Source organism: Sulfitobacter sp. M13, from assembly GCF_053474885.1.
The window spans coordinates 1,251,183-1,276,781 of record NZ_CM130281.1 but is presented as its reverse complement, the minus strand read 5'-3'; the positions used below and the strand labels follow the sequence as shown (position 1 = coordinate 1,276,781).

The 25,599-nt window shown below is 54.9% G+C and carries 23 protein-coding genes and 6 pseudogenes; 15 read left to right on the top strand and 14 right to left on the bottom strand.

Annotation, left to right across the window (positions count from 1 at the left end; translation table 11 throughout):
* The first annotated feature begins 124 nt into the window (after nucleotides 1-124).
* Nucleotides 125-979, top strand: a complete 855-nt coding sequence (locus tag ACVBAU_RS06050; RefSeq protein ID WP_138923986.1) for a DUF481 domain-containing protein — start codon at nucleotides 125-127, stop codon at nucleotides 977-979.
* Nucleotides 980-1,126: 147 nt separating this feature from the next.
* On the opposite strand, the gene ACVBAU_RS06045 is transcribed toward ACVBAU_RS06050, so the two are convergent.
* The 3 genes from ACVBAU_RS06045 to ACVBAU_RS06035 form a co-directional block, all read right to left on the bottom strand.
* Nucleotides 1,127-2,620, bottom strand: coding sequence for a tripartite tricarboxylate transporter permease (locus tag ACVBAU_RS06045; RefSeq protein ID WP_273053637.1), 1,494 nt, complete (start codon nucleotides 2,618-2,620; stop codon nucleotides 1,127-1,129).
* Nucleotides 2,621-2,624: 4 nt separating this feature from the next.
* Nucleotides 2,625-3,107, bottom strand: coding sequence for a tripartite tricarboxylate transporter TctB family protein (locus ACVBAU_RS06040; protein WP_448328461.1), 483 nt, complete (start codon nucleotides 3,105-3,107; stop codon nucleotides 2,625-2,627).
* A 70-nt stretch (nucleotides 3,108-3,177) separates the two neighbouring features.
* The gene (locus ACVBAU_RS06035) at nucleotides 3,178-4,164 is read right to left on the bottom strand and encodes a Bug family tripartite tricarboxylate transporter substrate binding protein (RefSeq protein ID WP_335745232.1); all 987 of its coding nucleotides are present in this window, start codon (nucleotides 4,162-4,164) and stop codon (nucleotides 3,178-3,180) included.
* Nucleotides 4,165-4,270: 106 nt separating this feature from the next.
* Between ACVBAU_RS06035 and ACVBAU_RS06030 the strand changes: the two genes are divergently transcribed.
* From ACVBAU_RS06030 to ACVBAU_RS06000, 7 genes and pseudogenes are all read left to right on the top strand, one after another.
* On the top strand, nucleotides 4,271-4,939 hold the full coding sequence (locus ACVBAU_RS06030; RefSeq protein WP_093734456.1) for a response regulator transcription factor: 669 nt from the start codon (nucleotides 4,271-4,273) through the stop codon (nucleotides 4,937-4,939).
* Entirely contained in the window at nucleotides 4,929-6,296 is a 1,368-nt protein-coding gene (locus tag ACVBAU_RS06025) for a sensor histidine kinase N-terminal domain-containing protein (RefSeq protein ID WP_448328459.1), read from the top strand. The genes ACVBAU_RS06030 and ACVBAU_RS06025 overlap by 11 nt, the downstream gene beginning before the upstream one ends.
* Nucleotides 6,275-7,285, top strand: coding sequence for an ABC transporter substrate-binding protein (locus ACVBAU_RS06020; RefSeq protein WP_448328457.1), 1,011 nt, complete (start codon nucleotides 6,275-6,277; stop codon nucleotides 7,283-7,285). The genes ACVBAU_RS06025 and ACVBAU_RS06020 overlap by 22 nt, the downstream gene beginning before the upstream one ends.
* A gap of 445 nt (nucleotides 7,286-7,730) precedes the next feature.
* Nucleotides 7,731-8,194, top strand: a pseudogene (locus ACVBAU_RS06015) (integrase core domain-containing protein); the annotation flags it as partial.
* 107 nt (nucleotides 8,195-8,301) lie between these two features.
* The gene (locus ACVBAU_RS06010) at nucleotides 8,302-8,637 is read left to right on the top strand and encodes a hypothetical protein (RefSeq protein WP_448328455.1); all 336 of its coding nucleotides are present in this window, start codon (nucleotides 8,302-8,304) and stop codon (nucleotides 8,635-8,637) included.
* Nucleotides 8,638-8,801: 164 nt separating this feature from the next.
* Nucleotides 8,802-10,700 (top strand): copper resistance system multicopper oxidase, encoded by a 1,899-nt coding sequence (locus ACVBAU_RS06005; protein WP_448328453.1) that lies wholly within the window; start codon nucleotides 8,802-8,804, stop codon nucleotides 10,698-10,700.
* 29 nt (nucleotides 10,701-10,729) lie between these two features.
* The gene (locus ACVBAU_RS06000; protein WP_448328451.1) at nucleotides 10,730-11,446 is read left to right on the top strand and encodes a copper resistance protein B; all 717 of its coding nucleotides are present in this window, start codon (nucleotides 10,730-10,732) and stop codon (nucleotides 11,444-11,446) included.
* 171 nt (nucleotides 11,447-11,617) lie between these two features.
* On the opposite strand, the gene ACVBAU_RS05995 is transcribed toward ACVBAU_RS06000, so the two are convergent.
* The 4 genes from ACVBAU_RS05995 to ACVBAU_RS05980 form a co-directional block, all read right to left on the bottom strand.
* Nucleotides 11,618-11,920: a hypothetical protein gene (locus tag ACVBAU_RS05995; RefSeq protein ID WP_448328449.1), complete on the bottom strand. Its 303-nt coding sequence runs from the start codon at nucleotides 11,918-11,920 to the stop codon at nucleotides 11,618-11,620.
* 680 nt (nucleotides 11,921-12,600) lie between these two features.
* Nucleotides 12,601-13,041 (bottom strand): c-type cytochrome, encoded by a 441-nt coding sequence (locus ACVBAU_RS05990; protein ID WP_138923999.1) that lies wholly within the window; start codon nucleotides 13,039-13,041, stop codon nucleotides 12,601-12,603.
* 4 nt (nucleotides 13,042-13,045) lie between these two features.
* On the bottom strand, nucleotides 13,046-14,365 hold the full coding sequence (locus ACVBAU_RS05985; RefSeq protein WP_448328447.1) for an ABC transporter transmembrane domain-containing protein: 1,320 nt from the start codon (nucleotides 14,363-14,365) through the stop codon (nucleotides 13,046-13,048).
* 10 nt (nucleotides 14,366-14,375) lie between these two features.
* Nucleotides 14,376-14,909 carry a cupredoxin domain-containing protein gene (locus tag ACVBAU_RS05980; RefSeq protein ID WP_448328445.1) on the bottom strand — a complete coding sequence of 178 codons (534 nt, stop codon included), beginning with the start codon at nucleotides 14,907-14,909 and terminating at the stop codon, nucleotides 14,376-14,378.
* 841 nt (nucleotides 14,910-15,750) lie between these two features.
* On the opposite strand from ACVBAU_RS05980, the pseudogene ACVBAU_RS05975 reads away from it, so the two are divergent.
* The 5 genes and pseudogenes from ACVBAU_RS05975 to ACVBAU_RS05955 all read left to right on the top strand — a co-directional run.
* Nucleotides 15,751-16,031, top strand: a pseudogene (locus tag ACVBAU_RS05975) (hypothetical protein); the annotation flags it as partial.
* A gap of 239 nt (nucleotides 16,032-16,270) precedes the next feature.
* Nucleotides 16,271-16,741: an IS110 family transposase gene (locus ACVBAU_RS05970; protein WP_448328444.1), complete on the top strand. Its 471-nt coding sequence runs from the start codon at nucleotides 16,271-16,273 to the stop codon at nucleotides 16,739-16,741.
* 41 nt (nucleotides 16,742-16,782) lie between these two features.
* The gene (locus ACVBAU_RS05965) at nucleotides 16,783-17,682 is read left to right on the top strand and encodes a transposase (RefSeq protein ID WP_448328443.1); all 900 of its coding nucleotides are present in this window, start codon (nucleotides 16,783-16,785) and stop codon (nucleotides 17,680-17,682) included.
* Nucleotides 17,683-18,461: pseudogene (locus ACVBAU_RS05960) on the top strand (IS3 family transposase); the annotation flags it as partial.
* Between the two features lie 192 nt (nucleotides 18,462-18,653).
* Nucleotides 18,654-18,953 (top strand): hypothetical protein, encoded by a 300-nt coding sequence (locus tag ACVBAU_RS05955; RefSeq protein ID WP_448328442.1) that lies wholly within the window; start codon nucleotides 18,654-18,656, stop codon nucleotides 18,951-18,953.
* Nucleotides 18,954-19,069: 116 nt separating this feature from the next.
* Here the strand turns inward: ACVBAU_RS05955 and ACVBAU_RS05950 are convergent, their stop codons facing one another.
* The 6 genes and pseudogenes from ACVBAU_RS05950 to ACVBAU_RS05925 form a co-directional block, all read right to left on the bottom strand.
* Nucleotides 19,070-19,456: a DUF6481 family protein gene (locus tag ACVBAU_RS05950; protein ID WP_335745107.1), complete on the bottom strand. Its 387-nt coding sequence runs from the start codon at nucleotides 19,454-19,456 to the stop codon at nucleotides 19,070-19,072.
* Nucleotides 19,457-19,768: 312 nt separating this feature from the next.
* Nucleotides 19,769-19,975 (bottom strand): cold-shock protein, encoded by a 207-nt coding sequence (locus ACVBAU_RS05945; protein ID WP_138924003.1) that lies wholly within the window; start codon nucleotides 19,973-19,975, stop codon nucleotides 19,769-19,771.
* Nucleotides 19,976-20,128: 153 nt separating this feature from the next.
* Nucleotides 20,129-20,299 (bottom strand): annotated as a pseudogene (locus ACVBAU_RS05940) (IS66 family transposase); the annotation flags it as partial.
* Nucleotides 20,300-20,646: 347 nt separating this feature from the next.
* On the bottom strand, nucleotides 20,647-21,252 hold the full coding sequence (locus ACVBAU_RS05935) for a DUF1415 domain-containing protein (protein ID WP_448328439.1): 606 nt from the start codon (nucleotides 21,250-21,252) through the stop codon (nucleotides 20,647-20,649).
* 189 nt (nucleotides 21,253-21,441) lie between these two features.
* The gene (locus ACVBAU_RS05930; RefSeq protein ID WP_448328437.1) at nucleotides 21,442-21,915 is read right to left on the bottom strand and encodes a tRNA (cytidine(34)-2'-O)-methyltransferase; all 474 of its coding nucleotides are present in this window, start codon (nucleotides 21,913-21,915) and stop codon (nucleotides 21,442-21,444) included.
* Between the two features lie 515 nt (nucleotides 21,916-22,430).
* The gene (locus ACVBAU_RS05925; protein ID WP_448328435.1) at nucleotides 22,431-22,703 is read right to left on the bottom strand and encodes a hypothetical protein; all 273 of its coding nucleotides are present in this window, start codon (nucleotides 22,701-22,703) and stop codon (nucleotides 22,431-22,433) included.
* A gap of 321 nt (nucleotides 22,704-23,024) precedes the next feature.
* Between ACVBAU_RS05925 and ACVBAU_RS05920 the strand changes: the two genes are divergently transcribed.
* Together ACVBAU_RS05920 and ACVBAU_RS05915 are read left to right on the top strand one after the other, a co-directional pair.
* Nucleotides 23,025-23,486: a thiol-disulfide oxidoreductase DCC family protein gene (locus ACVBAU_RS05920; protein WP_448328433.1), complete on the top strand. Its 462-nt coding sequence runs from the start codon at nucleotides 23,025-23,027 to the stop codon at nucleotides 23,484-23,486.
* A 324-nt stretch (nucleotides 23,487-23,810) separates the two neighbouring features.
* Nucleotides 23,811-24,859 (top strand): annotated as a pseudogene (locus ACVBAU_RS05915) (DUF3179 domain-containing protein).
* A 118-nt stretch (nucleotides 24,860-24,977) separates the two neighbouring features.
* Here the strand turns inward: ACVBAU_RS05915 and ACVBAU_RS05910 are convergent.
* Nucleotides 24,978-25,565: pseudogene (locus tag ACVBAU_RS05910) on the bottom strand (IS30 family transposase); the annotation flags it as partial.
* Between the last annotated feature and the right edge of the window lie 34 nt (nucleotides 25,566-25,599).

The window sequence follows — 25,599 nt, the reverse complement described above, 5'->3', positions numbered from 1 at the left end:
ATCGTTTTATGTATAACTAAATTGAATTATCCTCACCTTAACTGTGACGTTAAACCCTGATCCAGCAGAGATGCTTTCGGACCATTCCCGGTTCGGATCACTTCTTTTGGGGAAGGATTGACCCATGAACACTCTCGCAAAATTTGCCACAGTTTCCACTCTGGCGCTGATCATTGCTGCACCTGTATCAGCCCAAAGCACATTGACCGGCGTAACCGGTTTGAATGACCAAATCGACGACATCACAACCGAAGTCGAGCGCGACCAGCGTCGCGGTCAAGACGCAGATCGCTTTGGCGCAAATGGCGTGGCCCAAGGCTGGCGCGGTTCGTTTGCGCTCTCTGCGTCCGGTACATCCGGCAACACCGACAACGGTGAATTGGCAGGCGCTGGCCGGCTGACCTACGGTATTGGCGACTGGAACCACCTTGTCGGGTTCGCCGTGGAATACGGCGAAGCCAATGGCATTAAGAACGAAGAAAAGTTCTTTGGCACATATGAAGCCAGCCGTTACTTCACACCGGAATTCTACATGTTCGGGATTGGCCGTTTCCAGTATGATGGCCTGCTCACAGACAACACAGGCGCGATTATCCCCGGCACAGAAACCGATGCCTTCCTTGGCTTTGGCCCCGGCTACCGGGTCTTGAACGAACCTGACCACACATGGCGCGTTCAAGCAGGCCCCGGTGCGCGTTACTACAAAGACGCAGCTGGCGTATCTGATACTGAATTCGGATTTATTGTGTCTTCGCGCTATTTCTACGCTTTGACAGATACGGTTTCTTTCACCAATGACACCGACATTCTTGGATCGGATGCAAACACGATCTTCTCGAACGATGCAGGCATCAACTACAAGATGTCGAACAATCTGTCGACACGCGTGAGTTATCGCACAGACTACAACACCGACCCGTCTGCCGGTCTGAAATCGACCGACAATACACTGGGCGTTTCGCTGGTCCTGGGCTTCTAAAACCAGGCTAGACCTTCGGTAGGTTTTACCTCGTACTACCGAAGGGTGCTTTGAACAGAGAATGGGGGAACCCATTCTCTGTTTCTATTTTGGCCTGTTGCGAAATCACGTAGAACAGGCACGAGCACGCGCCTGTTCTACTTCTTTTCAGACGCCCTTCGCCCGCAGGCGCAGCGCGCGGATACCCGGCAACAGAACCAGCAAGACCGCAACGATCAGAAGCCCCAATGTCATCGGACGCTCCCAAATGAAAGATAGCCCGCCATAAAGCTGCATTGAACGGGCAAAATTATCTTCCATCATGCCGCCCAGGATAAAGCCGATGAGCAAGGGTGGCAGCGGAAAATTCGCGAATTTCAGCGCAATGCCGCAGACCCCAAAGGCGACCAGCAGCAGCAATTCGGTAGCGTTGTTTTGACCTATATACGCGCCCATCAAAGTGAAAAACAAAATGAACGGGATCAGATAATTGCGCGGGATTGCGAGGACCTTGGCGATATAGGGGATCAGCGGCAGGTTCAGGATCAACAAGACGAAATTACCGATGAACATGGACATGATGACAGCCCAGAAAATCTGCGGCTCGTCGATCATAAGGCGTGGCCCCGGTGTGACGTTCAGCGCGATCAACGCACCCAGTAGAATGGCCGTCGTGCCAGACCCCGGGATACCAAGCGTAAGCAATGGCACGAACGATCCGGTACACGCGGCGTTGTTGGCGGTTTCGGGTGCAGCAAGACCTTTGATCGACCCTTTGCCGAATTCGTCCTGCTCGTGTTTTGGCGCGATATTACGCTCGACGGCGTAGCCCAAGAACGAAGCGATTGTCGCCCCAGCCCCTGGCAGAACACCGATGAAAAACCCCTGAACGGATTGGCGACCGATGACAGGTGCTATGGCGCGAGCCTCTGCGCGGGTAATGCGCAAATCTTTGATTTCGCCACCGCTGTCACCCATGTTCTTAGGCTTGAGGACAAGAAATATCGCTTCTGGCAGAGCAAACATCGCCATCGCCAAGGTGACAAATCCGAACCCCGACTGTAGCTCCATCATGCCGCCGGTAAAGCGGGGCATGTTGAACAACGACCCAAGACCGACGGTTGCCATCATCAGACCCAGCACCGTCATCAGCAACGCTTTGGCGACCTGACCGTTTCCTGCAAAGGCCGCGATGGCCGACAGTCCGACGACCATCAGTCCGAAGTATTCGGCAGAGTGGAACAGCAGCGCGACAGAGCTTAGCATCGGGGCAAAAATCATCAGCAATATAGCACCGACCGTGCCGCCCGCGAAACTGGCGATGGCCGCGATCGTCAGCGCCTTGCCCGCTTTGCCCTGCATCGCCATCGGATAGCCGTCAAAGCTGGAGGCAACGGTCCCTGCGACACCGGGCGCATTAAGCAGGATTGACGATGTCGACCCGCCAAAGATCGCGCCGTAATACACCCCTGCGAGCAGGATCAGCGCAGCGGATGGATCACCCAGTGAAATGGCAATCGGGATCATGATCGCGATGATCGACATCGGCCCGAGACCCGGCAGCATCCCAATGAACGTGCCGATCAGACAGCCGCCAATGACCATCGCAAGGTTTTGGACAGACAGGGCCGTTTGCAGGCCAATCAGTATTCCTTCGAGCATGCGATCAGTTCCCCAAGAAGAATGGCAATGGGCGCAGAAAAATCCCGAGGATTTCCTGCACTAGATACCAGATGGTCCCCGCCGTCAGCAGCGACACAGGGATCATCACATGCCATCTGCGTTCACCCAAGATGAACGATCCGGCGACCAGAAAGACGGTGGTTGATCCAAGAAACCCCAACGGGCGCAGGCACAGCGCATAGGCCACCATCAACGCCAGCATCAAGACCGCCTGCCCGAGCTTGTAATCCGTCAGACGGCGGTGATCGATCTCGCCGATCACTTGCTCTCCCTTTTCAAGGCCAAGCAGAATGACGAGCGACAGCACAGTGCCGAGTATCGACAGGATTTTCGGGAACGAGCTGGGCCAAACTGGTTTGCGCTGCATAAAAGGCGCCAAATTGGCGTCCATCGTGAACCACGCGACGTAGCCATAAAGTAAACAAGTGCTCAACAGAACAAGAGCGATCCAACGATCCAAGGCCATGCGACCAATCCCCCCAAATTTAAAAGTTAAAGCGGGCGGCGCAGCCTATGCGCCGCCCGCTTTATTAGGCTTACAAGAAGCCCAGTTGGCGCATCAGATCACCGATAACCTGCTCTTGGTTATCAAGGAATGTCCGGAAATCGTCGCCGGGGTTGTGGATGTTGACCCAACCGTTGCGGGCGCGCACGGCCTCCCATTCTTCGGTGTCATACATCTTTTTGATCACATCCTGATAGGCCGCTAGATCTTCTGCTGGAAGACCCGGTGCTGCAAAGAAGCCGCGCCAGTTGACGAACGTCGTGTCGATGCCTTGCTCCATCATCGTCATCGACTCTGGCGACGCCGGCACGCGTTCTGGGGATGTAACGCCGATGATCTTAATTTCGCCCGCTTCGGACAGATCAATCGCCTCGGAGAGACCCGTGGACAGCGCCTTGATCTCACCCGATAGCAACGCTGCCATCGCGGTGCCGCCTGCATCATAGGGGATGTAGTTCACATCGAGCGCATCGCGCCCGGCTGCTTGCATCACCATTGCCGCAACAACGTGATCAAGGCCGCCGGGAACAGACCCGCCACCGATGGGCGTGCCAGCAGCGTCCGCGTCATAGGCCGCGAGGAAGTCTTCCATCGAGTTGATCGGGCTGTCTTTGCCAACCACAAGGGCCGCATAATCACCGATCGTCCCCGACACCAACGTCAGATCGCGATAGGTCTGCGAAATCTCACCCGTCAGGCCACGGATGACTAGCGGGGTCGAATTGACCATCAGCGTGCCATAGTTACTCTCGGCGTTTTCGATCAGATACGCGATCGCTGTTCCGCCGCCCCCACCGGACATGTTCTCGTAGGACGCAGCACCAATAAGCCCGGATTCCGTCAGAGCTTCCCCCGTGCCGCGTGCTGTTCCATCCCAACCGCCGCCAGCACCGCCGGGAACCAGGAAATGGATGCTGTCGAGCATTTGGTGACTGTCCGCAAATGCAGACGTTCCAAAACCAAGCGTCGCGACAGCCGTCGCGATCAGGGCACGACGGCCCATCTTAAAAGTTGTCATTGTCTTCTCCCTTTTGATAGCCGTTCTCCCTACGGCTCTGTCGGACGAGACAATCACATCAACCTGACATAGACCTGTCATCAGCCTTCTAAAGGACAAAGAGCGCATGAAATTCCTCCTCGTCGAAGACAATCCGGAGCTGGCAAATGCGATCTGTTCCCGCATGGGACTGGATGGGCATCAGGTTGATCACGCTGCAAAAATCAGCGAGGCTGTGGCCTTCGCGCAGGTCGGTGAATACGATCTTATCTTGCTCGACATCATGTTGCCCGACGGGGATGGGCGCAGCTTTCTCAAGCAGCATCGTGCTGCGAAAAATGACACGCCGGTGATCGTTTTGACAGCGCGCAGTCAGGTTTCAGATCGAATCAGCATGCTTGATCTTGGCGCAGATGATTACGTTACCAAGCCTTTTGATCACGCCGAATTGCAGGCCCGTTGTCGCGCGGTGTTGCGCCGCAAAAGCGGTACGGCGCAACCGACAACCCGTTTGGGAGACGTCGAATTTGACCCTGTCAGAGGGTACCTGAACGTCAAAGGCACGACGATCAATCTGCGCAACCGGGAACTGCGATTGCTTGAGCTTTTGACAAACGCCAAGGGGCGGGTCTTCTCAAAGCAAAAACTGGTAGATCGGCTGTTTTCGTATGAGGACGATGTGTCCGAAAACGCGGTCGAGGTGTATATTGGACGGCTTCGCAAACATCTCGAAGGGTCCAGCGTCCAGATCACAACCCTGCGTGGTTTAGGCTACAGGCTCGATCATGACGAATAACGTCGTCGTCTTTGGATCACTGCGCAATCGGCTGGCGATGATACTGACCGGTGGGGCGGCCCTTCTTGCGATGCTGTTGTTCCTTGTTGTACGGGCCTATGCGACCCAGATAGCGCAAGAGGGTCAGGACAACATTCTCGGCGCGTCGGTCTCCTCCATTCTTGACGCCGCTGTTCTGCGTGACGGCGCTGTTGAATTGGACTTTCCCTATGCGTCCCTGTCCATGCTCAGCACATCGGCCGACGATCGCGTGTTCTATGCTATCTACGAGGATGGCGCGCTGCTGTCTGGCTACGATGGATTGGAGGCCGTCCTGCCCGTCCAATCCGGTGAGAGTATGTTCACATCGACGAACTACGACAACGCCATCATCCGCATCGCCACTGCGAGCCGAACTTTGATCGGGATCGATACGCCGCGACAGGTCTCTGTCAGCGTGGCACAGACCCAAGATGCGCTGGCCGAAACGCTGAACAGGATTTCGCGCAACGTGGCCTTGTTCGGGGCGGGTTTCTTCGCCCTTGCGACGGCGTTGGCATTTTGGGCAGCGTCAACGACGATCGGCCAACTAAGCCGTCTGACCACATCCGTGACGCGGCGCGGCCCGCAGGACCTCAGCCCGTTCCTCAAACCGGTGCCCTCTGAAATGGTCCCACTGGTGGGGTCGCTGAATACGCTCATGTCACGCTTGGACCAATCCCTAAAGCAATCCGAAGACTTCATCGCCGAGGCGGCGCACCGTGTCCGCACGCCGCTGGCCACCGTGCGGTCTTACGCAGAGGCCACGTTTCAGCGGGTAGAGACACAGGAAAACCGCGACGCCTTGCGCTCCATGATGCGCGCAATTGACGAAAGCTCGCGCGCGGCGGGGCAGTTGCTTGATCATGCGATGGTCACCTTTAGAGCCGAGAACCTCGAACGCGAAGACGTAGAACTTGATGGGTTGTTGCGTGACCTCGTGCAACGGATGATGCCTGTGGCCGATATGCGCGATGTAACAATTGACCTTGAAAGCACCGAACCCGCGATCATACGGGGCGATCCGGTCTTGCTGCAAAACGCCTTTCGCAACCTCATCGACAATGCGCTTAAATACGCGCCGGCGGACACGTCGATTACGATCCACGTTCAAACAAAGCCGCGTATTTCGGTCGATGTCCTTGATCAGGGTCGCGGGTTCTTACCCACCGAGATGGACAAGCTCGCCGGACGGTTTGTCCGCGGCGGTGATACGCAGGGGCACATCGGGTCCGGGCTTGGGCTGACAATTGCGCAAGACGTGGCAACCGCGCACAACGGCACCATGGTATTGTCCAACAGAACGGAAGGCGGCGCATGCGTTACTTTGCAATTCTAATTCTGTCTGTCTGGCCAGTGTTTGCGGCCGCTCAAGAGTGGGAGGATCGGCGGATATTCGGGGGCGAAAGCGCGCCGCACTCGCTACGGATACTCTCCAGCACAGACACATCGTTTTTCATTCCGATAATCGAGAGTTTTATTGCACAGCGGCCGGGCATTTCCGTTGAATATCTTGTCACAGGTACAGCCGATCTGGATGATCTATTCCGCCGGAACCCTGGCCAATTTGACGTCGTCATTTCAAGCGCGATGGATTTGCAACTCAAGCTCACCAATGACGGCTTTGCACAGCGGCTGGGAGAGTTGGAGCATCCCGACTGGGCGCAATGGCGCAGCAGTCTGTTTGCGTTCACCATCGAACCGGCGGCCATCGTCATCAACGCCGCCGCGTTTAAAGGACTGCCGTTACCCGCCACGCGCCAAGACTTGATCGAAGTCCTGCGTGCCAACGCAGAGCTGTTTGACGGAAAGGTCGGGACCTACGATGTGCGCCTTTCGGGATTGGGGTACCTGTTTGCAACGCAAGACGCCCGTGCCTCCGAAACATTTTGGCGGCTCATGGAAGTCATCGGCAGTCTTGACGCGCAACTCTATTGTTGTTCGGGTGAAATGATTGACGACCTCGCAGAAGGTCGCATTTTGGTCGCTTATAATGTGCTTGGCAGCTACGCACTGGCGCGTGCAGACACCCAAGACGCGTTGACCGTTATCCTGCCCTCCGACTTTCCGACGACCATGATGCGATCCGCATTCGTGTCCAAATCTGCATCGGACCTGATCTTGGCTGAATCTTTCGTGAGCCACCTGATCGGTCTGCAAGCTGAAGGCTCCTCTGAAAACTTCCCCTTGCCATCGCTTGATGCATTTCAAGCCACCAGTGGCCGTGCGTCCATCAGCCTCGAACCTGCGTTGATGACGTATCTTGATCGGCTCAAGCAGCAAATTTTCATTCGTGAATGGGAAAGTGCGATTATCCAAGAGCGGTAGAGGTTTCGACGTGATCGGGGAATGCCTAGGACTTCGCGCACGCGAAACTTGCATCTATGTGTCTCGTGGCTACGCAAATCAACATTCACTGCCATGCGTTGGGAAATTGAAGGCGTGTCTGCTGTAGATTAATGGATGTCCAATGGTCTGGTGGGGTTCGTTTTTCGACGTGTCGAAGCGAAGAACGTTTAGCCCAAGGGTGCGATCTTCGTCGGTGGTCCCAGTGCCTGCAACCGGCCATTCACATTGGAACCTTGGACCGGCAAATGAGGCGCAAGATGATTGAGCCGAACCTATCAGATCTGTCAGTCAGCAAGCAGTGTGCGTTGCTGTCGATCTCGCGGTCGTCGTTTTATTATGAGCCTAAGGGAGAGACGGAGATGCCCCTCGAACTGATGCGGCTGATCCATTGCCCGGCAGTCGAAACGCAGTTTCGATGAGAGGGGACAAGCAGTTCCTGGAGACCCCGTTTTACGGTGTGCGGCAGCCTCTCGGGACATTGCTTTCGGCATTACCCTGACGGCCAGCGGATGACGTGGCATTTACGCAATGAAGACCATCTGCTGAACGAGAAGCGGATCAGACGCCTGATGCGGATGATGGGCCTCATGCCGATCTATCAGAAACCTGACATCCCGCCGCCCCACTCGGGATCATGCTGCGCATAACCCTGCCGGGCAACGGATCAGCATCTTTGTCGAACGACTGTGGCGGTCTCTGAAGTACGAGTGCGTCTAGTTGCATGCTTGGAAGACCGGTTCAGAAGCTAAAGCGGGCGTCAGAAAGTGGATCGAGTTCTACAATCACAAGCGACCGCATTCTACCCTTGGCGGCAGGCTACCAGCCGTGGTCCATTGGCATAGAAACAAAACAACCAACCCCGATCAGCCGGTGCAAAAATTAGCTTAATTTACGCTAGATACTGCCCAACCAATGAGGAGTAGCTCATGCCCTATTCTTTTTATAAAACCTGTGTTACCTGATCGAGATTAGGAAGCCCTCTCGAACTGGATGACATGTCAAACCTGCGCAGCTATTTTCTGGTTTTCCTGCTGGCGCTTACGGTGACGTTACCGTCGCTGATGACGCATACTACCGCATCAGCGGGAGCGGCGTCCGATGAAATGGCCGGTGTCCACGCAAGTTCTATGTGCGGCCAGCCGAGCGGAATGAATGGTGCCGATGATGGCTGCGCTGCGATGGCAGGCCACTGCTTAATTGCGTCGTGCGCCACCTACAAGCTTTCACAGCCCCCAGCGATCCGGATTTCCATCAGCCACCTTTCGCTCCAGACCAAATCCTACAAAATTTTCGCCGCAATCGAGACGCCGCCACCGCGCGCGACAAGCTAAAGCCAACGCCTGTTTTTAACCAATCTTAAAGGTCGGTTATCTTTAGACGTGTAACCGCGATCTGAATGCATCCGCGGCTTTTGGCGAACTCACATATAGACAAAGAAACTCACGTCGCGTTCTCGCGCGCCGTTCTCATTTGTAAATCATTGAAAGGAATGGAAATGAATTCCATTGCCATGTTCCGCGCGGCCCTTCTGGGGTTGGCGGTAACCACTTTGGGCGGGCTAAGCGCCACTGCCGGAACCTATGACATCAGTGTCGACAACATCCGTATCGACACCGGTGACTTCAAGAAAAAGGGCGTCGGCTATAACAACAGCCAGATCCCGACTGTTTTGCGTTTCAAAGAGGGTGAAAACGTCACCCTGAACGTGAAAAACAACCTGCGCGAGTCGACGTCGATCCACTGGCACGGTCTGATCCTGCCGTTCCGCCAAGACGGCGTGCCCGGCATCAGCTTTAACGGCATAAAGCCGGGCACGACCTTCACCTACAACTTCCCGATCAAGCAGGCGGGCACATATTGGTTCCACAGCCACTCCGGCTTTCAAGAGCCTGATGGTGCCTATGGAGCGATCGTGATCGAGCCAAAAGGCCACGATCCTGTTCATGCCGATCGCGACTATGTCGTGCAGTTGACCGATAAGCACCCCCACAGCGGCAACAAGATCTTCCGAAACGTGAAACGCTCGGCCGACTATTATAACCGCTCCCAACGCACGCTCGATGATCTTGTTAACGACGCTCGGGCAGACGGGCTGAAAGCGACCCTCAAAGACCGCAAGATGTGGGGCAAAATGCGGATGACCCCGACTGACGTTGAGGACATCCAAGGCTTTACCGCCCTGATTAACGGGCAGAGCACCAAACAAAACTGGACCGGCCTGTTCAAAGCAGGCGAGAAAGTGCGCCTGCGGCTCATCAACTCGTCAGCAATGACGTACTTCGATGTGCGGGTACCGGGCCTGAAGATGACTGTCGTGCAAGCGGACGGCAACAACGTGAAACCTGTCGTCGTTGACGAGCTGCGCATCGCTGTCGCAGAGACCTACGACGTGATCGTCGAGCCGCGTAAGAACATGCCCTATTCGGTGATCGCTGAATCGATGGGCCGTACGGGACTGGTGCGGGGCACCCTTACACCGCAGGCCGGACTTGTCGGCGGTGTCCCTCATTTGCGCCCGCAACCGCTTCTTACCATGGCTGATATGTCAGGCATGATGGGTGGTATGGGCATGGACATGGATGGCATGAGCATGGGGAACATGGACATGGGCGGTATGAAAATGAACCTTACCGATACCGGCATGAACGACATGGCCGGAATGGAAATGCCGAAAACTGATGCCGATCCACACGCAGGGCATGACATGGGAAACATGGATATGGGCGATATGAAGATGCCCAATAAGGAGGCCGATGCTCACGCGGGGCACAACATGAAGAACATGGATATGGGCGGCATGAAGATGCCCAAAAAGAAGGCCGGTGCTCACGCGGGGCACAACATGAAGAACATGGATATGGGCGGCATGAAAATGTCCAAGAAATCCATGGCAGGCATGAACGACATGAACGGCAAAACCGAGTTCTATGCGAAAGGGAGCGGGCTGACGCCTCATGCAGCGAACGGCGGCAAGTTTCTGTCTTATGACGACCTGAAAGCAAGCCAACCACTGTTCCGGGATCGCAAGGCGACGCGCACCATTGAACTGCGTTTGACCGGTAACATGGAGCGTTATATCTGGTCGATCAACGGCGTTAAAATGCAGGATGCCGACCCGATCGTACTGAACTATGGCGAGCGTGTACGCTTTAAGTTCGTGAACGAGACGATGATGGCGCACCCGATGCACCTGCACGGCATGTGGTCCTTGCTTGATACCGGCAAGGGCAAGTGGAACCCCATCAAGCATACCGTCAACATCAATCCCGGCACCACGGTCTATACCGAAACCGAAGTTGATGCCTCGGGTCAGTGGGCCTTCCACTGCCACCTGTCCTACCACGCCGAAGCGGGCATGTTCCGCAAAGTCGTCGTTGTCGGTGGTCCGACATGAGCTCCCATACAAATCTAAAAGGTACTCAGATGAAAAACCTTATCACGTCCGGAGCAGTGGCTCTGGCAACCTTTACTGCCGGCGCTGTCTTTGCAGAGCCTGGTGTGCCACCGCTGATCTATGGCGTCCAAGTCGAGCAGCTTGAATATCGTTTAGGCGAAAATGACGAAGATGTTCTGGTTTGGGATTTCGACGCCATGGTCGGCAACGACGAACTGCGGCTGGTATTCAGAAGCGAAGCGGAGATGGAGACATCGTCAAACGACTTCGAAACGCTCGAAAACCAGCTGCGTCTGCAAATGCCGATTTCAACATTCTTTGATGCTGTGGTCGGTGCGCATGCCAGCACCCCGACCGAGGGCCCGAACCGGTACAATCTGGTGGTCGGTGTCAAAGGGCTCGCGCCGCAGTGGTTCGAAATTGACGCGGATCTCTATCTCTCCGAGTACCCGTTCGGCCGGTTTGAGGCTGAATACGAGGCTCTGCTGACCAACCGGTTGATCCTGACGCCAAGCATCGAAGTCAACATGCCGTTCAAGGATGACACCGAAGCGGGCCAAGCGGCTGGCGGTGCAACGATCGAGATCGGCGCACGGCTCAGCTACGATCTCGTGGATCGCGCCATTTCGCCCTACGTCGGAGTGAATTACGAGAAGTCCTTTGGCGGCACGGCCGACCTGACTGAGGCTGCGGGGGGCCAAAGCGACAATCTCTCCCTTGTGTTCGGGACACGTCTGTTTTTCTGATGCTTGATAAGTGAGTTATCGGCCCGCAGGCAGATTGTCTGCGGGCCGATGCGCGCCGTTGACCATTGTGGTTTTTCAACTTTAAGTTTTGGCTCCGGCGAACCAAATAGCCGAAACATTTATTTTCAGGATATCAGCAGCGGGTCCAGCCTCAAGGCAGCCAGCGACTTCTCAGCCATCTTCGTAAATGGCGACAGGTTGCGTCCAGTCGTGGTCCGCCAGCCTTACTATTGAGGTATCGCGGATTTCATCCACCGTTCGGTCACGGTAAGCTGCGGCGATGGCGTCGGCCCCAGCGCCGCCCGCAGATTTTTGATAACAGTTGATCGCAGTTGCGCCCATCACATTTATAGGCTCGATTTTAACATCAGGGTCGATCTCGCACTGGTATGGCATTTTCAATGCGGCTGCCGTCAGCCGCGCGGTGATATCGGCGGCCGTCCAGCCAATGCACCCCAAGACCGCCATCGTCATTCGGAGCAAAAGCTACACTTGCCATGCTTGCGTTGCGAACTGCCAACATGCGGAATAACTGGCGTTGTCCAGTTTACCCCCTACCCTTCTGATAATGCGATATTGGCGTCATATTGATAGCTGCCCTGCCCGTTAAGTTCGCAACCGTTCCGTTGTGCCCGCCCGCAAGATTTCCCGATGATTATCTAAACGAGGTGCTAAATGACGTCGTTAACGACGTAATTTAGGTGGGGTTTAGCGATTTACGGTGAGATATTTGGGTTTGAACGTGGGCGGCGCTAAAGCGACAAAGAGAAGCCCAGATGGGCACCGATGAGGCGAGGTTCACATACACTGTATCGGATTGGTAAATGGTTCAGGCCACCGACCATGTCGCAACCGCTAACACCGCCATTCTAACGGCGGTGTTAGCGCCGATCTTTTCTGTCCAGCTCATAGCGCTGCGACCATCCTCGAATGTCTCAAGGTGTGGTTTGCGGGTGTTTATGCCGGCTGGTGCATCAAGCGCATGCAGGTCGAAGCCAGGATATTCCACGGCATGTGCGGGTTAACCGCGATCTCAATTAGACCAAGCCACTCTGCAAGAAAGCGCGTCAGACTTAGCGACATCGGCCCATCGGCTCTTGCGCTTCGAATTCCTGCGCTCAAACGATGGCTGTTGTTTCCTCCGCACGGGTGGCTCAGTTGATACCGTTGGCGCGCTGCAATGCACGAACGTAGGCGACGATATTGAGAACATCGGCTTTCGTCACGCCCTCAACGGCGGGCATGTTCCCAAACCTCCAGTGATGCGCACGAACGCCGGTTTTCGCCGCAAGGACAAAAGCCATGTCACCATGGTGGCCGGGTTCGTAAATCTTATGCACCAGAGGCGGGGCAATGCCGTCCTGACCCTGCGCATTTGCGCCGTGGCACGCAGCGCAGGCTGCATCATAGGCGCGCGCGCCAATTTGCTCCTGCTCGGAAAAGCTGGCAGGCAGGGTAACGGAAACGATCGCACCTTCTGGCAAGGTTGGTTTTCGGTCCGTCGATGGCCTGGTATATTGATTACCGTTCGGAGTGATGTACCAAGCCCCGGCAATCATTACGATCAAGGCAAATGCAATCGCTATCCATTTCATTTAGCTAAATTCCTTCTTTAAAGTTGCGGCGAGGCCCAAGCGTACCCGCAGTGTAATGCTGGCCACGACGATTGACGAATTGCGACATGGTAGGCACTGGATCAACTGGTGGACTTCGTCGTTCTTCGGGTTGAGAAAACTGCTCATTTTTCCTGAAAAAATTCGTAATCTCCTGATACCTTATCTTTGTGTCTTCGAGGGTCTGATAGTATCGGAAGAGTTCCTTCAGGGGTGCCGAAAAGTCCTTGTGAGCGGCTAGCACAGCGACCAGCGCTCCAAGCGTAATCCGGCCCTCGATTACAAAGTACCCGCCCAACGAGTAGAAGAGAAACGGAGTAAGAGCAGTCAGGAAATTGTTCAGTGCCTTGATAAAGAATTTCAATCGAAATATTCTGCGTCGCACCCGCTCAAGTTCTCGAAAACTCGCGCTTGCCGGGCCCAGGCCACCAGACTCGGCTTGCCTTGCGCGCAACTGGTCGCTGAGGTGCCTGCCGAGCTGTCGTACCTCCTTGATCCTTGTGCGCGACAGGACATTGACCCGACGCTGTAATCTAGGCAGCAGGACCAGCTGAATGGGCAAAACCGTAAGTGCGGCAGCGCCCAAAACCGGATCTTGAATAAACATGAACAGCAGGATGGTCGCGAGAGTACCGCCTTGCAGGATCGGCAAGGTGAGAACATCCGCCGCGAAGCCCCCGATCGGCTCAACCTCCTGAGCTAGGATCGGGACGATCTCGCTTTTGTCTGTGGAGTTAGGATCTCTGCGCCACTGCCGGTAGACCAGCAACCTGAAACGCCGCAAAAACCGTTCAGCGACATAGCCGTTAAATACGTTCAGGATGTATTTATTAAGCCCGTTCAAAATGATCGCCAGAAGGTAAAGACCGCAGAGCAGTAGGAGCAGGGAAAGCTGATCCATGTCCCAGCCATAGACGTTGATTGGAAAACGCGGCCCATCCAGCGCATTGTTCACGATCTGTTTTGGCAATTCCAAGGTCAAATAGAGTATCGGCATAGCAATCAAGCTGATCATGACCATGATGGCCTGTTGCCGTTTTGAGTACCTCAAGACGCTGGCGAAAAGACCCGCATCGAGTCCCCGAATAGGCTGGAACTGAATTGCGGGTGCGCTCTGTCTTCGCCAGAACCCCAAAAGCCCGCGAAGTACAAGATAGCCGCCGGCAGTGATCAGCAACGCCGGCGTCAAAATCAGGATGATGTGAATAAACGGATGTACCCAATCGGGCGTCGCGTCGTTGTAGTCGTATCCAAAGATGGCGGATACGTCGTGTACAAACACGTGATATCTATCCATGAACGTCATTAGAATAACCTCACCCGTTGGAGTTTGAGGCAAGGCGCTCATGTACCATGATGACTCCCCACATACCTGCTTCGCGATGAGCAGGCCGGAGGCAGGCAAATTCGAGTTTCGTCGCGGCTGAGAACTGCCATGCTAACTCGTCACTTTGCCCACTTGAGATGGAAACAGCATTGAGGCCGTCATGCTGCATGTCTGGGTGTTCACGCATCCATTGCTTGTGTTCAGCAATTTCATTGAACGAGCCAAGAAAAAAATCGTGATCCAGATCGCCCGGGTTATTGACTACAAACCTTACAACTGAACCCTTTTCGATATGGATCGCGTCTGGCTCAAACAGCAAATAGCCGTTCTCGGTTTCTTTGATCGAAATTTCGATTGTTCTTGTTATAGAAGCGTTATCACCGGGCTTTCCAATCGGATCGTGCCCCGGCAGGTTGTAGGCGGTGGAGCGAGGCTTTTGGCCTTTGCCCGAGCTTGCTTGCGTGAGTGTGCCGATCGAAATCAACGATAGACAGAGGGTAAAAATATTGAGGGCTGCATTCATGATCTGTTCCACAAGGCTGTGTTTATTGGTTCTTGATTGGGTCAAACTTCTCGAAATGGTGGATGACCAGGGATTTCACCCAATGCCCTACGCTCTGAGCCATTTCACTTGAGTGACTGTCAGCTTCCACTTCGCACGCTCGGCAATAAGCTCAATGTCGTGATCTTCAGACATAATGGCAGTCATTGCCCGACCGGCGCTGAGAACCATGGACGTCGGGATCACGCATAGCGATGCGTAATGCGAAGACCCCGCATGGAGCCTTAGATTAGATCAGGAATGGGGAGGTCGGAGAAAACCGGAAGGCTCAATGGACTCGGCTTGTGCGTGGAGGGTCAGGTATTTGCCACTTGTTGCCTGTTCCACAAAATCACTAACTGTGTCGCCCAGAAAAACAGAAAAGCAGACTCCGCTACAACACTGCCCCGAAGATTCAGCATCAGCAGCCGTTTCCGCGACAGCACCGCAATCTCCATGCGGTGCTTTGGGCTGTGCGAATTTATGCATATGTTCGGCATCTTGATCGTCGGCTTGGGATATCATCGCATGATAATCGCCGTGCATTCCAGACGTAGCATGGCTCGCGGAAGGGGCTAGCAGAGCCAACGTCAATATCAGCACTAGACATAAAAATGTCTTTATCACTACCAAGATTGAGCCACTACAATACATAAATAGGTGGTAGCTGTGACCTTAGAGGTTTGTCAATCCTGGATTGAGCGAGCCCATTTTATTATATGACCCGCAGCATGGCAGGGTTGGAAGCCAGGTCCAAATTTGGACCTGGCGCGCATTCGTGCCGCCGCTTTGATAGCATTTACTGCAATAAAGAAGATCAACTTTGGGACTGAAGCGGACGGACGTATTCCGGCAGGACGCGGTGCGGATCGCACTGACAAGCGGGCTGACGCGGAAACAGGTGGCGGATGATCCATTGCCTGACAGGGTATTGCCCAGCAATGTCCCGAGAAGGTGGGCGTCGGGATGTCGACGCTGAACAAATGGATCACAGCGCATCGAGGCACTGATGTGGTGTCGAAAGAAGATTTGAGCCTTGCCAAAGAGAATGATCGGCTTCGACGCGAGATCCAGTTCCTCAAGCAGGAGCGCGATATCTTAAAAAACTGTTCCGGGTTGGAGCCCGCCTGTGCGCGGTAGAAACAGCCTGTGCTATGTTGTGCTATGAAGGGCAGCGGCCGTTCGCTTATTGGTGGTCTCGATGTTGTCGAGAACCCCGTTAAAGAACGTGGTCCATGGGTTGATGCGAACTTGAGAGTGGTGACGCCGTTTTTCGGTGATCCCGGTTAGGAAGATGACGGATTTGCATAGCCCACGCCCTTCTGTTGCCGACAGGAGGATAGATGATGGCAAAGCAAAAGACCGGACGGACCCCCGCAATTGAGACCGTGAACATCGGCGCTGCCGCTGTTGATATCGGCTCGCGCGAACATATGGCAGCGGTGAACCCCGACGTAACGGATACACCGGTGCGTGCGTTTGGGACCTTCACTCATGATCTGCATGATCTCGCTGACTGGTTCAAATCGCACGGTGTGACCAGCGTCGCGATGGAATCCACGGGCGTGTATTGGCTCCCAGCCTACGAGATACTCGAACAGCGCGGCTTCGAGGTTATTCTGGTCAACGCGCGCTACGCCAAGAACGTGCCGGGTCGCAAAACCGACGTCAGTGACGCCAGTTGGCTGCGGCAGCTGCATTCATATGGGCTTCTGCGTGGCAGCTTTCGACCAACAGCTGAGATTGCAACGCTGCGGGCCTATTTGCGCCAACGGGAACGGCTGGTCGAGTATGCGGCGGCTCATATCCATTGACCGGCAGGGTATCGCATAGCGATGTCCTAAGAGGGGAGCACATGCAGAAGGCACTGATGGAGATGAACCTGCAGCTGCATCATGTTGTATCTGATATCACTGGCGTGACAGGGATGAAGATCATCCGTGCGATTGTTGCGGGCGAACGGGACTTGGATGTGTTGGCCTCCCATCGTGATGTGCCTTGTCGCGCCTCAACTGAGACGATCAAAGCCGCGCTTAATGGGAATGATCGGGCCGAGCACATCTTTGCGCTGACCCAATCGTTGGAGCTTTATGACTTCTATCAGACCAAGATGCTGGAATGTGATCGCCACCTCGAGGCGACGCTGGCGGCATTGGGTTCCGTTACTGAACATGACCCAAGTGAGTTGCCGCGCCCACGCACCAAAACCAAGCAGGTCAGCACCCCTTCGTTCGATGGCAGGGCAGCGTTGTTCGGCGTCCTCGGCGTTGATCTAACGCAAATCCATGGGATGGGACCGTCCTTGTCGCTCAAGCTAGTAGGCGAATGCGGCACTGACCTGCGCGCTTGGCCGAGTGCCAAGCACTTCACATCGTGGCTCTGTCTGGCACCCGGTAACAAGATCTCCGGCGGCAAAGTTCTATCATCCCGAACGCGGCGATCATCCAGCCGTGCGGCGGCCTTGCTACGCCTGGCTGCGGTCACCATTGGACGAAGCGATACGGCACTGGGCGCATTTTACCGGCGGCTGGCAGCAAGGGCAGGCAAAGCGAAAGCAGTCACGGCAACGGCGCGCAAGATCGCAGTTTTATTCTACAACACCCTGCGCCACAGCATGACTTATCAGGATCCCGGCGCGTCTCATTACGAGGAACGATACCGCAATCCTGTGCTCGGCAATCTCAAACGTCGGGCCAAGTCATTCGGGTATGATTTGCAAAAATTGCCAATGGAGGCTGACATGGCTGTTTCTTAGGAAGGCCACCGCGTACTTCGCTGGCCTAAAGCAATGAGATTTAGGCTCGCGAGGAACACCGGGCACACCTCCCAGTCAGCCGCCTGTGTCACGTTGTCGGTGTCAGCTCGAGCGGCTTGCGGGCTTTCCGCAGCCGCCCTGCCAGTCGCAGACAACGATCTGATCTGGTGACTTTGGCTCATATCAAGGAACAATCCCGCCTCAGCCTGGGTAGCTGTTCCAGCTTCGCACAAGAACTCCTCAATTCATAAGACAAGAGGGGGACAGCGATCATAAGTTCAACATTGCGCCGAACCTACTGGACCGAAACTGCACCGCAGACGAGCCAAATCAGAAATGGGCGGGCGATGTTAGCTATGTCTGGACGCGCGAGGGCTGGTTGTATCTGGCCGTGATCATGGATCTACATTCTCGGCGCGTCATCGGCTGGCAAACGCCTGCAGAGGCACTCGACCGGCTGCTCAAACAGGATATAAACGAAGATGTTGCGACGACCGGTTGAATCCGCCCAATATTGTTCTCACGACTATCAGAAGATTCTGCGCCAACACAGGTTCAAGGTATCGATGAGCGGAAAGGGTCACTGTTATGATAATGCTGTCGTCGAGACTTTCTTCAAAACCATCAAAGCAGAGCTGATCTGGCGAAATCCTTAGGAAACACGACGGAAGGCCGAGATGGCAATCTTCGAATACATCAACGGATTCTACAATCCGCGCCGCCGTCACTCAGCACTGGGATGGGAAAGCCCTGTCGCCTTCGACCGAAAGGTGGCTTAAGCGAGCCCTTGGGGCCGCACGAAAGCGCGACAGGTCTAATAGACTGATAGTGCTATTACGAGACCTTTGCCGCAGTGCCGATGACGGCAGGGCAGCAGCGGAAGCGGTCAGGGCCACGAAAGACGGTTATCTTACCGAGGGGACAAGATCCTCGAACTCTGCTACGCTTGTATATAGCGGAGGACGATAAAAATGAGTTTTGTTTCAATCACAACTTGGCGAATGGTAGGCGAGACTGAGACTTTGCAACATGTGACAGAGCTCATGATGCGAAAATACTTTCCGGGGCTTCTGGCTTTGGGCGCAAAACATTCAATGCTCGTGGATGTTGAATTAGACCGTTTTGCCATCGTTACGGTTTACCCAAGCCGCGAGGTGCGCAATGCCGCCGTCGCTCATATCTCAGCCCTACGTATCGAAGGTGCCGAGGAATTTGGGGCGGAGCTGATGGATGCTTACGGCGGCGAGATGTTGGCCGCCTCCGAAGCCTAGAAAGCTATGCTAATCTTATTTAGCGATGCTGACCCTTGGACAACGCTAAAGGAACGGCCACTCGGAACCAAAAATTGACGAGCAATTTTCATCCTCGAGCGACCACTTCGGTTTAATCAGCGCTTGCGGTTTCGTCTCGCAGCATAGCGGCGGTCCCGTTCTGCCTTGCGCTCCGCTTCACGGGTTTCTGGTTGAGCTAGCGCTTGCTCGACAGTCTCAGAAAGTTCCGTTTTAAGGGCTGCCTCGTGCACTTCGGCCTGCTCTTCCTCGCGCTTGGCAATCTCAGCCTGCTGCCGCTCGCGGGCTTCTTTTTCCTGTAGCAACTTTGTCGCCTTGGCCTGTCGCGCAGACTTGCGGGCAGCAGCGGCTTCGTCTCTTTGAGCATTCTTCGCCAGTCGCTCCGGATCATTGGCTGCAGCTTTGAAACGTTCAAGTTTATTTTGCTTGGCTTCGGAAGCGTTCTTGAGACGTCCGTCAAAGCGATCTAGATCGGTCTTCTTCATATATTTTTTTGGCTCGTGTTTGTGTGGTTCAGTAATAAAATAGGATTGTAGGCTTCATCAATGCAATGGCCACCTGAGGTATTATCGGACGAGCCTAGCTGGATTTTCTCCAAAGCACACGTTGAGATCATGCATTGCATTGATAGGGCGCACTTTGTGATCGCCTGAGGTCATACTGAATACAGTTGAAAGGTCATGCAGAATAAACGGCTTGCGAATAGATCGGGCTACCGCATGGAAATCCGAAAGCGGGCGCGCCGTCTCCGACCCGCCCGCCATTATCTGTCAGAATTACCCCCTAAAGGGAAAGCCTTAAGCCAAGGCTAGATTGGCTGCGCTTTCACGACCATCGCGGCCGGACTCAATATCGAATGTAACTTTCTGGTCATCACTCAACGAAGTGAGCCCTGCGCGCTCGACCGCTGAGATGTGCACAAACACATCATTGCTACCACCCTCAGGGGCGATAAAACCAAAACCTTTAGTAGAGTTGAACCATTTTACGGTGCCATTAGCCATCGTAATTCTCCTTAAAAAACACTGCCCGCGAAATGCGGCAGTTCGGCTAGTCAGTGCAGGATCGTATCACTGAGCCGTAAGGAGCAGAAAAATCGATAGAGATAACGTAACAGTATCAGGTCTATCCCTCTTTATCCAAGCATGCAAGTTCTATTCGCAGGTCTCGAACAAGGAATCGATGCCACCCCAGTTTGCTGCTCCGGCGTCGCGGCCAGCGAACAGCCCCCTTTTTTTTTCGCGGTTCACAGCTATGCGACGAATCGCGCGTTCGACGGCATTGCTGTCCATCTCGATGCGGCCGTCAGTCAGCAACAGGCGCAGACCACCCCACTATTTTATGATGTACTTGAGCGCCTCGACCAGACCTCCATGCAGAGCGTGACCAAAAGCCGTATTCCGCCGATTGTGTCGACCGATACGTACGGCGCATAGCTGGCCTTGGGCCAGTCTATTCAGGCTGTAGCACGGCCTCCCCGAAAGCAGACGTTGGTCAATCCCGCAGCATTTCAAGAGCCCAAATGGCAGCCAAGCTAACTTTGCTGCCGCTCACCACAAAGTTGGGTGATAGCGATGCAAAAAACCAGATGATCCAAACTCTCTCTTAGTTCAAGCCGCCTTTGGACCCAAGTTTCCTGACGACGGGCGCCGCCAAAAGACAGTGCAAACGGTTTTTATATACCCCAGGGGCAGAGTACTTCGATCTGGCGGCGACCAAGTTTGTTCAATGTTTTGATGTTATCTAAATAAATTTTCTCGGGCTCCAAAACGTGAGCCAGGACTTTAGTCATCTGATCTTGACGCAGAAGATGTATGGTTGGATAGGGTGAGCGATTAGTAAAGTTGCTAAGATCGTCTACAGCCACACCCTCAAATTGATATTGAGGGTGAAATGATGCCAATTGCACATGCTCTGTCAGGTCTGCTTGCTCCAATAGGCTCTGAAACCAGTCGAGCAAATCGAGGTAATCACCGAACTCTTCTAGGCCTTGGGTAAACATGAGCAAGCTTGTGGAAATGTCATTTTCGTTGGCCCCAAGCAGGCGCTGTAATTCAGTCAAATAGAACTGCTGCAGTTGTGCATCGGTGGTCGCGTCACATACGGCATAATACACTTGCTCTCGGGCGATGACGCTAGAGGAAAAAGGGCATAGATTTAATCCTACGACCATTTGGTCAAGCCATCGACGGGTGTTTTTGACCACGTCTTGATGAGCTATTGATAGCGTCTTTAGGTCAAACTTAGTGATACGACAGGTCCTCTCTTGTTTGACAAACATGATGCATATTCTGCCCCAATTTCCAATGTGTTTGCAAAAGCCAAAAAAATCGACGCAGCGCAGTCACAACCGTCAATTGTGTCATTTTGCCCTTCGCCACTGGCAGTCGGCCTATAGCCGGCCTTGAAACCGATCTCCGACTGCTACGCGGGCAGCCCGCGTTACTAACATTCGTGCAGGACGCTGCATTCACCCACCCAACTGAGTGCGCATCGCTTGATAAACGACCGCTGTAGCTACGTTTGCCAAGTTGAGCGACCGTACACGTGTATCAAGCATCGGTAAATTGAATACGCGGTCATTCATGCCATCCAAGATGGCAGGCGGCAGGCCCGCAGATTCACACCCGAAAACCAAATAAGAATTCGGTTGATAGTCCGGAGTATAAAAAGTCTGAGCGCCGTGTTCTTCGAAAAAATAGAGATCATCGCGCGATGGTTTTCGGTCCCCCAAAAAGCTTTGCCAACTGTCATATTCAGTAAGATTAACATGCTTCCAGTAATCCGTTCCGGCCCGCCGCACTGACTTTTCGTCAAGAGAAAACCCATAGGGCTTGATCAGGATAAGCTCCAGATCTAACGCGACGCAGGTCCGCCCGATAGCACCGGTATTGTACGGAATTTCAGGCGTCACCAACACCATCTTCATGCGCAGATCAGACATAGGGTGTGCGTGCTTTCTAAATCACGGGCGCAGGATCGGGCCATCGTTAGCGTCCTCTTAGCCTGATCACCGAACCTTTCACAACGCCAACTTTGCCGCCCAAACGCGGCATTCTGGGCTCTCAACTGATGTTGAATGCAGGGCAACATCCGACAAGAGGCTCCGCCGGACCAGATCAGGAACGGCCCTGTGACGTGGTCTTGCAAAACTGGACAGCGTGCTAAGATTTATCCCGTCTGACGTCAGCGCCTATGGGTCCAAATCGGGTCATTTGCTAAGTCAGGGTTTGTTGCTCATCGTAGCCACCGAGAGGCGGACGATGAGAAAGACAACGAAAAGCCCCAGCGAGAAGATTGTCAAGGATATCAAGCGCGCGCGCCGCTGCCCGGCAGTCGATACGCAGTACCGATGAGAGGGGCGCAAGCATTATTCATCAGAAGAGAAGATCAGGATCGTGTTGGATGCCCTACGTGGCCGACCGAATGCGTCAGGGTGACCGAGACGGGCGGGGAAACCTATCGCTTGCTACGCTCATGCGGTTCACCGGCTGGTTTCTCGAGGTGTGTCTCGACCAGGTAAAATTTATGGACGAACTTCTGGATATCGGAGTTATGGCCGACCGGCACACGCGATATGCCGCTGAGCAGAACTTCCGCGCGGTAGTCGCTGAGCTCTTGCGTGCAGTTCTGACCTGCGGCCATGTTGGGCCAAGGAGATATTGCCGTCATCCTCGGGGTCGCGCCCAACACAGCCAGAGCTGTGATCAAAGCGCCGACGGAGAATGGCATTTTGGGGTCCGAGACACCCCAGTCAGACTTAGAGTTACGTTTTCCGAGCCATACCCATGTGGTGCTTTTTCCGGACCTTATCGAAGGCTGACAGAGTGACTAGCACGGCCCAACGCCGACCTTCAGCATAGGATTGCGATGCCGCAGTGCGGCCCACTCGTCGCAACCCCAAAATTGGGAGACGGATGAAATCACGCACCGCGGAGGACGCTGCCCTTCAGGTTTGTATCGCCAAACTGGCACTTGCGGATCACCCTCGCCCACTGTTGTCGTTTCGTACGAAACGGCACATGCTGGGTCCAAAGAACTATGGAGAGTAGAATGGCAGCACTTGCAGAGAGAACAGCCTATTCGTATCGAGAGGATCCAGCCGTTCCTGCCTTCGACGACAGTGGCCAAATAGCGGTCATGGACGGCGACTGCGCACTTTGCTCCTGGGGTGCGCGCACAATCGCGAAACTGGATAAAGCTGGGACGTTCCGCCTCTGCCCCGCCCAGTCGAAAACGGGCGATGCTCTCGTGCGTCATTACGGACTGGATCCGGTGGACCCTGAGACCTGGCTCTTTATTGAAGACGGGCAAGCATGGTCCGGAATGGAAGCGATCATCCGGATTGGCGAGCGCTTGGGCGGTGGAGCAAGGCTCGCCAGCCTGTTACGCGTTCTCCCGCGAGGGCTCCGCGAATGGATATATCGCCGGATAGCGCACAATCGGTATCGCTTCGGCAAGTCTGACATGTGCGCTACGCCCGACGATAAGCTGCGCCGAAGACTGATGACCTGAGCATTCCGAGCGATCTACGCCATGCGTTCAAAGGACAAATCTCGGCCCAAAGCCGCCTCTGGTCGGTCTTTTCAGCGCTGCGCTACAGCCTTCGATTGCAGTCATTCGTGCATCGCGTAGTACTATCGGTGGGCGATCGCGCGTCGTGCGCCAGATGTCTAACGCTATCGCCGAGCTCACAAACGGCCCGCTTGTGGCAAGCGACGAGTCATAAGCTGACTTTGCGGGGCAAACGGTGGGCTAATCCCGTGATCTTCTGACACAGCCGCCGATGCGTTTCGGTGCGGCAGGCTGACGCAATTGTGTACAAGGCGTGATCAAGAGATGTTCTATGCTGGCGGTACTTTCTTATCCGGAGCTTCTGCTATGACCCGAAATCTCTTCCTGCCCAAGCGCTCCTTCGGACCGTGGCGCTCCTTCTTGCAGGTGCTTGCCGCGCTGCCCCTGCTGGCCGCCGCACCAGCCACGGCGCAGGTGAACCCTTTTGACGCCGCGTGGCCCAACACGGATTTCTCGCGCCGTGCCATTGACCTCGGCGAGGTCGCCTCTGGCGGGCCGCCGCGCGATGGTATCCCGGCGATCCTCGACCCCAGCTTCATCCGAGCTTCCGAGGAGACGCGGCTCAATGACCGCGAACCTGTGATGACCTACCTGTCCGACGACGGCGCGGCCCGTGCCTATCCAATCCGCTACTTGATGTGGCACGAGATCGTGAACGACGTGGTGATGGTCAACCGATCACCGTCACCTTCTGCCCGCTCTGTAACACTGGAATGGTTTTCGACGGGCGGGTTAGCGGACGCACGCTGACCTTCGGCGTCTCCGGGCTGCTACGCCATTCGGACATGATCATGTACGACCAACAGACAGAAAGCTGGTGGCAGCAGGCACTGGGAGAAGGTATCGCAGGTGAGATGACAGGACGCACTTTGATTCAGCTTCCAGCCTGGATGGAAAGCTGGGCGGCGTTCCGCGACGCGCATCCAAACGGGCTTGTGCTCGACGAGCCGGACTGGCGAAGGGCCTATGGAACGAACCCTTATCGCAACTACGATACATCCCGGCCTTTCCTCTATTCGGGCGAGGACCCGCCGCACGGCATTCCACCTCTGGAACGTGTGGTCCGGGTCGGTAACCAGGCATGGCCGCTAACGCGCCTGTCCCGTGAACGCATAATCAAAGAGGGGGGGCTGACATTGAGTTGGGCCGAGGGGCAGGCCTCCGCGCTCGATACCGGAAACATTGGTCAGGGGCGCGAGGTGGGTAATGTCCGTGTCCGCGATGCCCAGGGCCGGGATGTGGCGCATGACATCCCCTTCGCTTTCGCGTTTCACGCCTTCCACCCCGAGGGTCGTTGGATGCTCAGGGACTAAACGGCCCGAAGCCGACATTCAGACCTGGCTCCAATGCCACACTGCGCCTTCCCGAAACCGGCAATTCATACATCGTGCAGCATTCTCGATTGGTGAAAGTCAGCTGCGCAGGGTGGTTTCAACGGGTCGACGCAACACATGCATTGAAACGCTCTGCGGGAGTTTCGTATCCCAGCGTCTTTCGAGGCCGCTCATTGAGCTGTCTTGCGACGGCGCTCAGCTTTGCTTGGCTATGTATCGACAAATCGGTGCCCTTTGGAAAGTACTGTCTTAGCAGGCGGTTTGTATTTTCGTTTGTACCGCGTTGCCAAGGGCTGTGCGGGTCGCACAAAAAGACATCGATATCGGTCGCGAAGGTGAAGACCTTGTGCCCAGCCATTTCACATCCGCGATCCCAAGTCAGTGAACGATAGAGATCTTTGGGTAGCTTGCGCGCCTGCTTGATTAAAGCCTGAATGACGCTGTGACTGTCTTTGTTGCCAACCTTGGCCAGCATCACAAAACGGGTATGGCGTTCGACCAATGTGGCTATAAAGCTGTTGCCAGAACCTGCGAACAAGTCTCCTTCCCAGTGCCCTGGGACAGCCCTATCTTCGACATCTGCCGGTCTTTCCTTGATTTATATGGCATCCTTTATCTGGCCGAGACCGCTGCGTTTCAAAGTGGCATGACGAGACCTACGAATGGATCGCGTCGCCCGCAAATGGGCAAGTGACCTGAGCCCCTAAAACTCCGCCAAT

Bases quoted from the DNA above. Each gene is read 5' to 3' on its own strand.
- ACVBAU_RS05935 (WP_448328439.1), bottom strand. From the start codon at position 21,252: ATGTTTGTCAAACAAGAGAGGACCTGTCGTATCACTAAGTTTGACCTA.
- ACVBAU_RS05920 (WP_448328433.1), top strand. From the start codon at position 23,025: ATGGCAGCACTTGCAGAGAGAACAGCCTATTCGTATCGAGAGGATCCA.
- ACVBAU_RS06000 (WP_448328451.1), top strand. From the start codon at position 10,730: ATGAAAAACCTTATCACGTCCGGAGCAGTGGCTCTGGCAACCTTTACT.
- ACVBAU_RS05955 (WP_448328442.1), top strand. From the start codon at position 18,654: ATGAGTTTTGTTTCAATCACAACTTGGCGAATGGTAGGCGAGACTGAG.
- ACVBAU_RS05990 (WP_138923999.1), bottom strand. From the start codon at position 13,041: ATGAAATGGATAGCGATTGCATTTGCCTTGATCGTAATGATTGCCGGG.
- ACVBAU_RS05950 (WP_335745107.1), bottom strand. From the start codon at position 19,456: ATGAAGAAGACCGATCTAGATCGCTTTGACGGACGTCTCAAGAACGCT.
- ACVBAU_RS05930 (WP_448328437.1), bottom strand. From the start codon at position 21,915: ATGTCTGATCTGCGCATGAAGATGGTGTTGGTGACGCCTGAAATTCCG.
- ACVBAU_RS06035 (WP_335745232.1), bottom strand. From the start codon at position 4,164: ATGACAACTTTTAAGATGGGCCGTCGTGCCCTGATCGCGACGGCTGTC.
- ACVBAU_RS05925 (WP_448328435.1), bottom strand. From the start codon at position 22,703: ATGCCATTCTCCGTCGGCGCTTTGATCACAGCTCTGGCTGTGTTGGGC.
- ACVBAU_RS05980 (WP_448328445.1), bottom strand. From the start codon at position 14,909: ATGAATGCAGCCCTCAATATTTTTACCCTCTGTCTATCGTTGATTTCG.
- ACVBAU_RS06005 (WP_448328453.1), top strand. From the start codon at position 8,802: ATGAATTCCATTGCCATGTTCCGCGCGGCCCTTCTGGGGTTGGCGGTA.
- ACVBAU_RS06040 (WP_448328461.1), bottom strand. From the start codon at position 3,107: ATGGCCTTGGATCGTTGGATCGCTCTTGTTCTGTTGAGCACTTGTTTA.
- ACVBAU_RS05970 (WP_448328444.1), top strand. From the start codon at position 16,271: ATGATGGCAAAGCAAAAGACCGGACGGACCCCCGCAATTGAGACCGTG.
- ACVBAU_RS05945 (WP_138924003.1), bottom strand. From the start codon at position 19,975: ATGGCTAATGGCACCGTAAAATGGTTCAACTCTACTAAAGGTTTTGGT.
- ACVBAU_RS06045 (WP_273053637.1), bottom strand. From the start codon at position 2,620: ATGCTCGAAGGAATACTGATTGGCCTGCAAACGGCCCTGTCTGTCCAA.
- ACVBAU_RS05985 (WP_448328447.1), bottom strand. From the start codon at position 14,365: ATGACGTTCATGGATAGATATCACGTGTTTGTACACGACGTATCCGCC.
- ACVBAU_RS06010 (WP_448328455.1), top strand. From the start codon at position 8,302: ATGTCAAACCTGCGCAGCTATTTTCTGGTTTTCCTGCTGGCGCTTACG.
- ACVBAU_RS05965 (WP_448328443.1), top strand. From the start codon at position 16,783: ATGCAGAAGGCACTGATGGAGATGAACCTGCAGCTGCATCATGTTGTA.
- ACVBAU_RS06020 (WP_448328457.1), top strand. From the start codon at position 6,275: ATGCGTTACTTTGCAATTCTAATTCTGTCTGTCTGGCCAGTGTTTGCG.
- ACVBAU_RS05995 (WP_448328449.1), bottom strand. From the start codon at position 11,920: ATGACGATGGCGGTCTTGGGGTGCATTGGCTGGACGGCCGCCGATATC.
- ACVBAU_RS06025 (WP_448328459.1), top strand. From the start codon at position 4,929: ATGACGAATAACGTCGTCGTCTTTGGATCACTGCGCAATCGGCTGGCG.
- ACVBAU_RS06030 (WP_093734456.1), top strand. From the start codon at position 4,271: ATGAAATTCCTCCTCGTCGAAGACAATCCGGAGCTGGCAAATGCGATC.
- ACVBAU_RS06050 (WP_138923986.1), top strand. From the start codon at position 125: ATGAACACTCTCGCAAAATTTGCCACAGTTTCCACTCTGGCGCTGATC.